A 12,981-nucleotide genomic window follows, 5' to 3' on the forward strand; every position below is an offset into this window, starting at 1 on the left:
AGAGGAACGGTACAATCGGCCTATGTGAGAAAAGCAGCGATCCGAGGTCCCCGCAGTGCCGTTGCAACAAGGCTTCGTCCTGACCCGCCACTGGCATGACACGCCCGAGGGCACCTGCGTGGAATTCTGGCTGGCCACCGACCAGGGCCCACGGCGCCTGCGCCTGGCCGCCCAGCCCTCGGTGGCGTTCATCGCCGCGGCCCAGGCCGCCTACGCCCGGGCGCTGCTGGCCGATGAACAGGGCGTCGAACTCAAGCCGCTGCAACTGCGCGACTTCGATCTGCGCCCGGTAATGGGCCTGTACTGCCGCCAGCACCGCCAGCTGATCACCCTTGAAAAGCGCCTGCGCGCTGCCGGTGTCGAGGTGTTCGAAGCCGACATCCGCCCCCCGGAACGCTATCTGATGGAGCGCTTCATCACCGCCCCGGTGCTTTTCGATGGCCGCCCCGACAGCCAGGGCGTCCTGCACGATGCCCAGCTCAAGCCCGACCCGGACTACCGCCCGCCGCTGCGCCTGGTGTCGCTGGACATCGAGACCAGCGAACGCGGCGAGCTGTACAGCATCGCCCTGGAAGGTTGTGGCCAACGCCAGGTCTACATGCTCGGTCCGGCCAATGGCGAGGCGGACGAGCTGGACTTCGACCTGCACTACTGCGCCGACCGCGCCGAGCTGATCGTCTGCCTCAACCAGTGGCTGGCCCGCCACGACCCCGACGCGATCATCGGCTGGAACCTGGTGCAGTTCGACCTGCGCCTGCTGCACGAGCATGCCCAGCGCCTTAAGGTGCCGCTGTGCCTGGGCCGTGACGGCGCGCCGATGCACCTGCGCGAGCACGGCAGCCGTAGCCACTTTTTTGCCGAGGCCCCAGGCCGATTGCTGATCGACGGCATCGAGGCCTTGCGCTCGGCGACCTGGAGTTTCCCCTCGTTCAGCCTGGAGAGCGTCGCGCAACAGTTGCTGGGCGAGGGCAAGGCCATCGACACACCGTACCAGCGCATGGAAGAGATCAACCGCCGCTTCGCCGAGGACAAGCCGGCCCTGGCCCGCTACAACCTCAAGGACTGCGAGCTGGTGACGCGGATCTTCGCCCATACCCGCTTGCTGGACTTCCTCCTTGAACGCGCCTCGGTCACCGGCCTGGCGGTGGACCGCAGCGGCGGGTCGGTGGCCGCGTTCTGCCACCTGTACATCCCGCACATGCACCGCCTGGGCTATGTCGCGCCGAACCTCGTCGGCGGCGAGGGCGAGGCCAGCCCAGGCGGTTTCGTCATGGACTCGCGGCCAGGACTGTACGACTCGGTGCTGGTGCTCGACTACAAGAGCCTGTACCCCTCGATCATCCGCACCTTCCTCATCGACCCGGTGGGCCTGGTCGAGGGCCTGCGCCAGCCGGACGACGCACACTCGGTGGAGGGTTTTCGCGGTGGACGGTTCTCGCGCAGCCAGCATTGCCTGCCGGCGATTGTCGAGCGCGTCTGGCAGGGGCGCGAGGCGGCCAAGCGCGCGGGCAACGCGGCGCTTTCGCAGGCACTGAAGATCATCATGAACGCCTTCTACGGTGTGCTCGGCTCCAGTGGCTGTCGCTTCTTCGACCCACGCCTGGCCTCGTCGATCACCCTGCGCGGGCACCAGATCATGCGCCAGACCCGGGCGCTGATCGAGGCGCGGGGATTTGATGTGATCTACGGTGACACCGACTCCACCTTCGTCTGGCTCAAGGGGGCCCAGGACGAGGATGCCGCCGCGCGCATCGGCCGCGGGTTGGTGGCCGAGGTCAACCAATGGTGGCAGCAGCACCTGGCCGATACCCTCGGCCTGGAGAGTGCCCTGGAGTTGCAGTACGAAACCCACTACCGGCGTTTTCTCATGCCGACCATCCGCGGCACCGACGAGGGCAGCAAGAAGCGCTACGCCGGCCTGGTACGCCGCGCCGACGGCAGTGAGGAGATGGTCTACAAGGGCCTGGAATCGGTACGCACCGACTGGTCGCCGCTGGCCCGCCAGTTCCAGCAGGAGCTGTACGGCCGGGTGTTCCGTGGCCAGCCGTACCGTGACTATGTGCGTGGTTACGTCGAACGCACCCTGGCCGGCGAACAGGACGAGCTGCTGATCTACCGCAAGCGCCTGCGCAGGCCGCTGGCCGATTACCAGCGCAACGTGCCGCCGCATGTGCGCGCGGCGAGGCTGGCGGACGATTACAACAGCCGTCTCGGCCGGCCCTTGCAGTACCAGCGCGGCGGCTGGATCAGCTACCTGATCACCACCGCCGGCCCGCAACCGCTGGAAGATTTGCAGGCACCGATCGACTACCAGCATTACCTGAGCCGCCAGCTGCAGCCAGTGGCGGATGCCATCCTGCCGTTCGTCAACGATGATTTCACCCGTCTGACTGATCGACAACTGCTGCTGTTCTGAGCGGGTGTTAGCTATCTAATCATTGCTATCGCCTCGCTTAGCCTAGCCTCGGGCCTCCACGCACTACGGAGGTCAGCATGCAGAGCAGTAACCAGCAGCCATCGGTTGCAGTCGATACCCTGGCGGTGGCCCAGGCCTACCAGGACCAACTGATCGTCAAGCGTCTGCCTGAGTGGGTCACGCGGTTGAGCGAGGCCGAGTTCACGCTGCTCAGTGATCCCCTGCGCAGTCTCCTGGACTGCGAGCAAAAGCTTTCGGCCGCTTTTGCCCGGATCAGCAATATCGATGTCTTCGCCAAGCCCTTGTTGCAACAGGCGCTCAAAGCTCACGGCAACCTTGATCCCGGGGCGATGTACTTTCGGCGCTGGTATGTCTACGAGGCAAACACGGTCAGCTACCTGGCAGGTCGTGTGCTCGTTCCGGACAGTGACTATTACGATTTGCCATTGCTGGAGGCCGCGCTCTACAACTTCCCTGAAACTGAGAGTCGACAGCAACCTCGGCGCAATGCCGTGGTAGATGGCAAAGGTGTTCGTCAGGGGGGGCTATCCGCGTTGACCTTCGCCAGACTGTGTCGAACGCTCGACATGGGGAAGCAGTATCAGGATCACCTGGATTCGATTCTGCTCGCAGGCACAGGCGCCCACAGTGTCAAGACACTGCTGGCGCAGTTCCTGCGCAGCAGCATGCTTGCCGATGCCTTGCAGGCCAAGGCGCAAGGGGGGCTGAGCGAGGCCGAGCTGCAACTGGTGATCGGCCTGTGCCGCGATGACAAGCTTGGCAGCCTGGAGGGTGCGTCGGTGCATGCCCGGCAACTGAAGATCTTCGGTTGCCCGGTGCAGCGTGTCGTGGTGCTGGATGTCATTGATGAGGGATGGGTCTTCAATACCAGCAAGCGGGTACTGGTGTATGTCCCGGGTGATTCGCGGGGTGCCTGGAGCGCCAATGACGATCTTGAGGATTACACACGTCACGTGCTTGGCAAACGGCTGCGCAACAAGGACTACCGTCGATTCTTCAGCCGCTTTGTGCGCCGTCGCGACAGCCATCGGGTATTTACCGCGCTCAGCCAGCGTCTGGATGACGTGGCGGATTGGGCGACCCGCGATCTCGACGAGCAGACCACAGGCTACCAGCTGCCGCTGTTTGATCATCTGGCGGACGCCTGGATTGCACAGATCAAGGATGACGCTGTGATGATCGCCCCGCCCGTGGCGCAACTGGACCGTCAGGTGCAGGCTGAACACGACAGGCGCCTGCGGGCCGAAGGCTGGATGTTGCTGACCGTGGCCGGACTGTTCGTGCCATTGCTTGGCGCGGCGCTGGCGGCGCTGATGGTCTACGAGTTGCTGCGCGAGTCCTTTCAAGCCATCGACGACTGGCGCAACGACGAGCGTGATGCCGCACTCGAACACTGGTTGAACGTTGGCAAGGGCGTGGTGACGCTGGCTGCGACTGCGGCAACCGTCACCGTGGTTCGCCGCGGCTGGAGCAAAGTGGACCGCTTGGTCTCGGCGCGGCTGGACGATGGCAGTGAAAAACTGTGGAACGGTGATCTGCAGCCCTACCGCGACCAAGGGCCGCCGAGTGACGCCGTCATCGACGAGCAAGGAATCCACCGGCATCGAGCGAACCGCTGGATCGAGATGCAGGGGTACTGGTATCGGGTCGGCCAGGACCGTGCTGGCGAGCCTTGGCGGCTATTGCCTTATCGCGGACACCGCCCGCAGCTGCGTCACAACGGTGCGGGGGCTTGGCGGCTCTGGCACGAGCAACCGGTCGAGTGGAGCGGTTCGCACATGATGTTTCGCCGGCTAGGCAGGCCGTTCAGTTCGCTCGATGAGCAACAGATCGACCACGTCATGGCCATTCACGATGTGCAAGAAGACCACCTGCGGGCCTTGCATGTCTATGGCCGCCGCCCGGACGCGGCACTGACCGACACGGCCAGTCGCATCCTGCTGGCAAGCCGCATCGGTGAACTGGCTCAGCAGTTGCGCAGTGGCGCGGCCATCACCGACGCCACGCTGCTTCGGCGCGCGCGTAGCCTGCCTGGGGCAGAGGGGCAGGACGGTCAGTCCCTGGCCGAGGTGGTATGGCGTCAGCGCCGTGTCCTGCTGCAGCAATGGTATGACTCGGATTTTCCCGATACCGAAGCCAGTTCCATCCTGCGCGGCAGTTTTGCCAGCCTGCACCGTCTGGCGGCAGACGAGGTCTGGCGCATGGCCAGTGCCGACGACCAGGCGGCCTTGCTGGACACGCGGCGTGTACCATTGTCCATGGCACAGTCCGCCAGGCGCCAGGTCATGGGCATCCGTATGGCGCGTGTGTACGAAGCGCTGCTATTCGACACACCGCAGACACTGGACCTCGGACGGGTCGTTCTGAATCTGCTCGGCCGTTTGCCGGGGGCTGCGACCAGGCCTGGCTGGCGGCTGTACGATGGCGATGCCGACCAACCGTTGTTGAGCATTGCGGGGCATGGAACACCGTTCGATCTGATCCACCGCAATGGCGTGTTCAGCTGTCGTATGACAGGCGCTGAGCCCCAGGCGACCGAGGGTGATCTGTTCGACATCCTGGCCAAAGCCTACGGTAACGAGCAGTGGGCCTCGCTGGGGTTTGACGAGCCCCATGCGTCCGTATTGCGCGCACGACTGGCGACGGATGCCGGCAGCCTGCGGAACTTGATCGCGACGTGGCTTGGCGCGGATCAGCCAAGCAGTGCGTTTCTGGCCCCGTTGCCGCTTGGTGACGGCAGGGTCGGCTATCCGTTGAGCGGCGGCAGATTCTGGGCAACCATGGGTCAACGCCCGCCGCGGGCCCTTCAGGCGCGGCTGCGAGACCTGTATCCGGCGTTCAGCGACGAGCAGATCGGACGCTGGCTTGAAGGAGAGGGCGCGCAGGCGCGCCTGGAAGCGCTGGAGCAACAGTACAACGTACTGAATACCCACCTGAATCAGTGGGTTCGCGGAGCATTTCCCACGTTCGAACTGTTGGCCCGGCGTGCATTTCGCAAGGGCCTGATCGACTGCTGGCGCTGGCTGGTCCCGGAGATGCAGGGTGGCCTGGAGGAACCACGACGCTTCATGTTGTTTCAGGCCCGCAGTCGGCTGCAGCGCTTGCCGAGCATTCCGCCGTCAGTCAGTTTTCCCCATATCTCTATCCTCGGATTGCATGCCATGCGTCTGGAGGTGATTGCGGATGACTTTCTGCAGGCATTCCCCAATTTGCGTAGTCTGGAAATCACCCAGTGCCGGCTCAAGCGCCTGCCCCTGCCGCAAACCCTGGCCGCGCAGTTGGAGGTGCTTGACCTGTCGGGGAACCAGATTGCCCTGGATGAGGGGCAAGCCCTGGTCCTGGCCAGCTGCCAGTCGCTGGTGTACCTCAATCTCTCGTTCAATCCACTGGGCAGGAGCTTTTCGGTCTTCGGCATGCCCAGGCTCAATGCCTTGCACCTTCAAGCCAGCCAGCTGGACACCTTTCCCTACGGCGTCATGGACAGCCCGGAGCTGCACACACTGGACCTCAGGGACAACGCGCTTTATGAGTTGCCTGAGGATTTTCACCAGTCGGATCTGTGGCGGGTGGGCAGGGTGAACCTGCGTGGCAACCTGTTCGCCGCAGCGCCGGAATCCTTGAGTCGATGGCATTGGCTGGAAGCCAGTCGCGTGCCTTACCGCCTGCGCTGGCTGGATGTCGTGCCAGCCGAAAGGCGCGACGATATGTCTGCCTTGTGGACGCAGCTGGAAACGGAACAGGGCTCTGCCGACTTTTTCAACACGCTGGCCGCGCTGACTTCATCGGGTAACTTCAAGTCGGCGCCATTGGCCAGGAATTTCGCGGTGCGCCTGCTGGACATGTTCGAATTCATGAGTCGGGACCCTGTGCTCAAGCGGGAGTTGTTCGACAACGCCGCCGTGACCGATTGCCAGGATAACGCGACTATCCGCTTCACCGACCTCGAATTGCGTGTACGGGTGTGGCGTGCGCGGCACAGTGAATTGGCGCGCCAGCCGGAACAGGCACTGCTGCACCTGGGCGGGCAACTCTGGCGGATGAACGTGCTGGATCAATTCGCCGCCGAGCATGCGCTCAGGGCGGGCGCGAGCAACGAGTCGATCGAGTTCGCCCTGGCCTATCGCATTGCGCTGCGCAGCAAGCTCGACCTGCCGATCCAGCAGGATGACATGCTCTACTTTGGCATTCCCAACCTCACTCCCTGGGACCTGCACAATGCCACGCATGCTGTCATCGCCGAGCAATCGGCGAACAACCTTGCTCAGTACCTGGCCAGGCAACCGTTTTGGCAGGATCACCTGCGGGCCAACTATGCCGGACGGCTCAGGGTGCCATCTGGCATGCATGAAGAGCTGCAACGGCTTATGGATCTGGGCGACAGGGAACAGGAGATCGCACGTCTGCATATCGACAACCAGCAACGGGAGCATGAGGTGATGCTGCAGTTGACTCGCGAGGCCATGGGCCGGACCAGGACAATATCGTTGGGCGCTTCATGAGCAAACTGGAATGCGTAAAGGTGGTAATTAGCTAGCGCCAGGTTAGCCGATGTGTCCGTTAGGCTCCTACACCTTTCCGAGGCGGAGTAACGACATGGGCAGCGCAGTCAAAGGGGCAACAAGGCAGATCGATACGCTGGCCATCGAGCAGGCCTATCAGGACCGCCTGGTCGCCCGGCACCTGCCGTCATGGCTGCGTGGGCTGAACCAGGCGCAGCTCGCCGTGCTGGGCGAAGCGCTCAAGACCAGCCTGCGCTGCCGACAGGGCTTGAGCAAGGCGCTTGCTCGAATCCAGGGCATCGATCACTTCGCCAGGCCTTTGCTGCAACAGGCGCTGCGCGACCGGCAGGGTGTCGTGCAGGATGTCGATACCTTGTTCTTTCGCCGACAGTATTTCCACTTTGCCAATGAAGGTGGCCTGATTGCCGGGCGCTACCCGTTGCAGGGCACGAGTGACTACGAGATTCCCTTGCTGGAAGCGGCCTTGTGCAACTTCACCGCACAGGAAGCTGGCGTCAACGGGCAGCCGCGGCGCAATGCGGTGGTCGACGACGCGGGAACGGCTCTGGCTGCTCCAGACGCCAAGGGTTTTGCCGCCTTGTGCCGCGCGCTCGACCTGGGTGCGCAGTATCAACGCCATCTCGCCGGAGTACTGGATTCAACTGCCGCCGGGCAGAACGTCAAGGCGCTGCTCAGGCAATCGCAGGGGGCCAACCTGCTGGTAGATGCCTGCAAGGCCAGGGCCGAGGGTGTACTCACCGAGGCCGAGCTGACGTTGATCATCGGCCTCTATCACGATGACAAGCCGGGCACGCTCGCCGGTGCTCCGGTGGTCGCCAAACAGATGAGGGCATTCGGTTGCGACCTGCAGCAGATCGTCGTGCTGGATGTGATCGACAAGGGTTGGCTGCGCGATACCAGCAAGCGCGTGCTGGTGTATATCCCGGGCGACCCCCACGGCCCCTGGAGCGCCCGTGGGGACCTGGAGGATTTTGCCCGACGAGTGCTCGGCAAGCGCCTGCGTGAAGTCGAATACCAACGCTTTTTCCGACGTTTTGTGCGCAGGCGCGATAGCCAGGCCTTCTTCACCAAGGTCCAGGAGCGGCTGGGGGACTTAGCCGACTGGGCGACCCGGGACCTGGACGAGCACATGCAGGCCTACCCCGGTGCATTGTTCGAGCACCTGGCCAGCGCCCGTATCGCCCAGATCAAGGACGACGCCGCGATGATCGCGCCGCCCGTGGCCCAGCTTGACCGTGCGATGCAGGTCGAGCACGACAAACGCCTGGCGGCCGAAGGCTGGACCTTGCTTGGGCTGGCCGGGTTGTTCATACCCCAGGTCGGTATCGCGCTACTGGCGGTCATGGCCTGGGACCTGCTGAAAGAGACCTTCCAGGCCGTCGAGGACTGGCGTGAAGGCGATACCAGCGCCGCCTTGGAGCACCTGTTGACGGTGGGCAGGAGCATGGCACTGGTGGGGGCGACAGTGGCCGGCGTGGTGGCGGTGCGGCGGGCCTGGAGCTGGGTGGACGAACTGGTGCCGGCACGGCTGGAGGATGGCAGCGAGAAACTGTGGAACGGCGAGCTTGCGCCTTTTCGCAGTAAAGCACCCCCCGCAGCGGCGCAAATGGACGAGCAGGGCGTCTTGCGGCTGGGCGAGCACTGCTGGATCCGCATGGAGCGGCACTACTATCCGGTGCGCTGGCGGGCGAGCGACGAGCAATGGCAGTTGCGCCCGCGCCAGGGCCATGGACCCTTGCTGCGTCATAACGGCGCGGGTGCCTGGCGGCTGTGGAGTGAGTCACCGGGCGAGTGGGAGGACTGGCACCGGATGTTTCGCCGACTTGGCGGTGTATTCGAGCGCCTGGACGATGCGCGGATCGACCAGGCCTTGGCGATTCACGGCCTGGATGGCAGTCATCTGCGAGGCGTGCATGTCTACGGCAGGGCACCGCAGGCGGAACTGGTCGATACGGTGGAGCGCCTGGTGCTTGCCGAACGGATTCAGGATGTGGTCGCTCAATTGCGTACGGGCGCTCAGGTTGTCGATACAGACGTGCTGGAGAAAGCCAGAGGCCTGCCGGGCGCCGGCCAAATGAGCCAACAGGAGTTGGCGGAGCATCTCTGGAGGGGGCGCCGGATCGTGTTCCGGCAGCTGTACGATGAACCGCATCTCGGTACGGAAGCCACGCGGCTTTTGCGTCGGGACTTCGCCAGCCTGCATCAGCCATCCGCGCAGGCGTTGCTGCGTGAGGCGAGCGACAGCGACCGGCAACGGCTGCTCGCTGATCGCCAGGTGCCCCTGGCGATGGCCCAGGCGGCCAGCACGCGGGTTCGGCGCATTCGCCTGGCCAGGGTGCTGGAGGCGCTGACCTTCGATACGCCGCAGAATCTCGACCTGGCAAAGGTTGTCCTGATGCTGCTCGACAAGATGCCCGGCTCGGTCATGGCACCGGCCTGGCGGCTTTACGATGGTGCTGCCGGTGAGCCCTTGCTTGGCACGCAGGGCGCGGGAAGGGCGTGGCAACTGGTGCATCGCGACGGCGACTTCCAGCTCGCGGACCACAACGGTGCCGCCATTGGCCAGCCGGGTGAGCTGTTCGCGGTGCTGGCTCAGGGTTACGACGCCGATCAGCGGGCGGCGACTGGTGTTGGTGAACCGTTCGCCGAGCTCCTGCAGGCGGCGCTGGCCCGGCAGGCGTTGCAGCAACGTCAGTCCGTCGCGAGCCTACTGGGCCTGGATCGCGCCCCGGTTTCGTTCATGGTCCCACAACGGCTCGAGGACGGTCGCCTCGGTTATCCACTCAGCGGCTGGCGCCGCTGGTTGGGCATCAGCAACAACCGGCCGCGCGCATTGACGGCCAGACTGCGCGATCTGTATCCAGCGTACAGCGATACCCAGCTCCAGCAATGGCTCGAACAATTGCAGCAGACCGGCCGGGATGCCGATACCGCGCTGGGTGAGCTGGAGCAGCAGCATGCCCTGCTGAAGAAGACACTGACCACCTGGAAGCGCAAGGCGTTCGCCACCACCGAATGGGAGGCGCGACGCGACCTGGGGCGCGGGTTGATGGATTGCTGGCGGTTCCTGATTCCCGAACAGGCCAATGCCGCGCAGCCGACGGGAGGCTATCTGCTGACCCAGACCCGCAGTCGCCTGCAACAACTGCCGACACTCCCAGCCCAGGTCAGTTTTCCCCATGTGTCGAGCCTGGCGCTGCGGGCCATGCGGCTACGTGAGATTCCCGACGCGTTTCTGCACGCCTTTCCCAATTTGCGAACTCTGGAGATTACCTACTGCAAGCTGCAGCAGTTGCCGGCGTCGCTGAACGAGCGATTGGAAGTGCTAGATCTGTCCGGTAACCGGATCACCCTGGATGCCGAGCAGGAACGGACCCTGGCCAACTGCAGATCGCTGTTCTACCTGAACCTGTCGTACAACCCGCTGCGCAGGTCGTTCTCTGTCCGGGGCATGCCGCAGCTCAATGCCTTGCTGCTCAGCAACACGGAGGCGACCGCTTTGCCCGATGGGGTTCTGCAAGCTCCGCGCCTGCACACGCTGGACCTCAGCGACAATGGTATCGAGACGCTGCCCGAAGACTTTTACCAATCCCACCTGTGGCGCGAGGGCAGGGTAAGGCTGTTCGGCAATCTCCTGGCCGCGAGCGCGGATGCGGTGAATGCCTGGAACCCTGTCTCGCAGACCCGGGTGCCTTATCAGTTGCGCTGGCTTGATCTGGTGGACCGCGACGTGCGCGACCACATGGCGGCGCTCTGGACTCAACTGGAGGGGCAGGCCAACTCCGCAGAGTTCTTCAACCTGCTGGCCGAACTCACCGATTCTGCGGACTTTCAAGGCGAGTTCGCTGCTCGCTACCTGGCGGCGCGACTGTTGCGCATGTTGCAGGCGATGCAGGAGAGCCCGGCGTTGCGAGACGAACTGTTCGACAACTCGGTGGTGACCCGCTGCGAGGACAGCGCGACGTTTCGCTTCAGTGACCTGGAGGTACGGCTGAAAGTCTGGCAGGCCGAACAGGGCAAGTTGCCTGGCCAGCGCGAACAGGCCCTGCTGCATCTGGGCGGCCAGCTCTGGCGCCTGCAGCGACTCGACGAACTGGCCTGGACCCACGCCGAGCTCATGCCGACCGCGGGCGTGGAGTCGCTGGAGGTGGCGCTGGCCTATCGGATCGACCTGCGCGACGAGCTAGACTTGCCGGTCGAGCTCAGCGACATGCTCTACCGCGGTGTGGCCAACCTCAAGCCGGCGGATCTGGCCTGGGCGCGCAACTGGATCCGGGCGGCGCAGACCGAGAATGCGATCAGCGAGTGGATGGTGGGTCTGCGCTTCTGGCGGCAATACCTGGAAACGACCTTTGCCGAACGCCTGCGGGTTCCCCAGGCCGACCACGACACCCTGGACGACCTGCTGGCCCTGGATGCCCCGGAGGAGGCCATCGACCGCCTGCATGCGCGGATCCTGCGGCGCGAGCACGACACCCTGGTGGCGCTGACCCGCGAGGCCCTGGCCAGGAACGCGCGGACCTGGCAGGTGCCGCTGCATTGAAGCGCCTCACGGGTGCGGGCATTGAACTATGCTCAGCTCAGCCGTAGACGGTTTCCGGGAGGCAACGGCCAGTCAGGAAGGATCCGGTAATGGCAAGTTACCTTTAGCCCAAGCACCGGCCTGCCCGGGTGGTTTAGGCTCCCGCGCGTCGGATCTTTCTCCCTGATCCGCAGTCTTTGGTTTTATCGAGAGAATAAGGAGATGCCCATGCTCGTCCGGTCACTGACCCTCGCTACCCTGCTCGCCGTCGCCGGCCCTCTGTACGCCGCCGACAGCGACGCGCCCCTGGCCAAGGAACTGGGCAAGGCCAGGCCCCTGGTGGTCATTGCCCCGAGTTCCGCCGACCCGACCCTGCGCGGCCTGGAAGAGGCACTGAAAGACTCCGCCACCCAGGCCGGCTTCAAGGAGCGCAACCTGGTGCTGTACAGCGTCGCCAACATGATGGGCAAGCGCGAGGACAAGAACCTCGAGCAGCAGACCACCATGGCCCTGATCCGCGAGCTCAAGCTGGGTGCGAGCAAGGGCACCAAGGTGATCCTGGTGGGCAAGGACGGCGAGCGCCATGTGCTCAAGGACGACGACAGCGGCGCGAAGCTCGACCCGCAGGTGATCTTCAAGGCGGTCGACGAACTGCCGGCCAGCGAGAAGGCAGTCACCGCGCCCGAGCCCGTCGCCGCCGCACCCGAGGAGCCCAAGGCCAAGGACAGCAAGACCAAGGACAGCAAGGCCAAGCCCGCCAAGCCGGCCGCACCGCCCAAGCCGCTGGAGGACTGACCGCTCTATCACGGCCCTCTGCGCAATCAGGGGGTCGTTCATGTATCACTGTGTATCTGCGCTTCGCCTCGACCCATTGGCATACAAAACATCGCCTGCCTCGATACATCCGCGACACACCGCTGCGGCTCAATGGTTCCACTTTCCAACCACAGTGGAGCGACACCATGAAAACGACCCGTCAAACCCTCGGCCTGCTCGGCGCCACCCTGCTCGGCGGCATGGTATTGGGCAACAGTGCTTTTGCCGTAGAACCCCTGGCCCAAGGCTACCAGCTGGCCGCCGCCAAGACCCCGGGCGAAGGCAAGTGCGGCGAGGGCAAGTGTGGTGCCGGCGGCAAGGCCACGCAGAGTGAAGGCAAGTGCGGCGAAGGCAAGTGTGGCGCCAGCGCCAAGGCCGGAGCCGAGGGCAAGTGCGGTGAGGGCAAGTGCGGCGACGCCTCGTTCGCCCGCACTGACAGCAATCACGACGGCAAGGTCTCCCGCGAGGAATTCCTGGCCGTGGCCAAGGACCGCGCGGCCGACTTCGACAAGATCGACCGCAATCACGACGGCTTCATCTCCGAGCAGGAGGCCCACGATCACCTGGCGGCGATCTACAAGGCCAACGGCAAGGCCATGCCTGATGGGCTGTTCAGCCATCTGACCAGCAAGTCCTGAAGCTTATCGCGGGGCCAGCCCGCTTCCACACTGCCATGCGTGGGAGCG

Annotated in this window: 5 protein-coding genes; all 5 read left to right on the forward strand. The window is 64.4% G+C overall.

The window, feature by feature from the left end; all coding sequences use genetic code 11:
• Window positions 1–55 precede the first annotated feature (55 nt).
• The 5 genes from HU735_RS14725 to HU735_RS14745 all read left to right on the forward strand — a co-directional run bounded on the left by HU735_RS14725 (window position 56) and on the right by HU735_RS14745 (window position 12,933).
• A complete protein-coding gene (locus tag HU735_RS14725) occupies window positions 56–2,416 on the forward strand; it encodes a DNA polymerase II (protein WP_186714099.1) in 2,361 nt (786 codons plus the stop codon).
• Between the two features lie 77 nt (window positions 2,417–2,493).
• Window positions 2,494–6,936, forward strand: coding sequence for an NEL-type E3 ubiquitin ligase domain-containing protein (locus HU735_RS14730; RefSeq protein WP_186714100.1), 4,443 nt, complete (start codon window positions 2,494–2,496; stop codon window positions 6,934–6,936).
• 94 nt (window positions 6,937–7,030) lie between these two features.
• Window positions 7,031–11,500 (forward strand): NEL-type E3 ubiquitin ligase domain-containing protein, encoded by a 4,470-nt coding sequence (locus HU735_RS14735; protein ID WP_186714101.1) that lies wholly within the window; start codon window positions 7,031–7,033, stop codon window positions 11,498–11,500.
• A gap of 207 nt (window positions 11,501–11,707) precedes the next feature.
• Window positions 11,708–12,274, forward strand: a complete 567-nt coding sequence (locus HU735_RS14740; RefSeq protein ID WP_186714102.1) for a DUF4174 domain-containing protein — start codon at window positions 11,708–11,710, stop codon at window positions 12,272–12,274.
• A gap of 167 nt (window positions 12,275–12,441) precedes the next feature.
• Window positions 12,442–12,933 (forward strand): hypothetical protein, encoded by a 492-nt coding sequence (locus HU735_RS14745; RefSeq protein ID WP_050705144.1) that lies wholly within the window; start codon window positions 12,442–12,444, stop codon window positions 12,931–12,933.
• Window positions 12,934–12,981 lie beyond the last annotated feature (48 nt).

Source organism: Pseudomonas sp. BW16M2 (assembly GCF_014268865.1).
Classification (GTDB): Bacteria; Pseudomonadota; Gammaproteobacteria; order Pseudomonadales; family Pseudomonadaceae; genus Aquipseudomonas; species Aquipseudomonas peradeniyensis.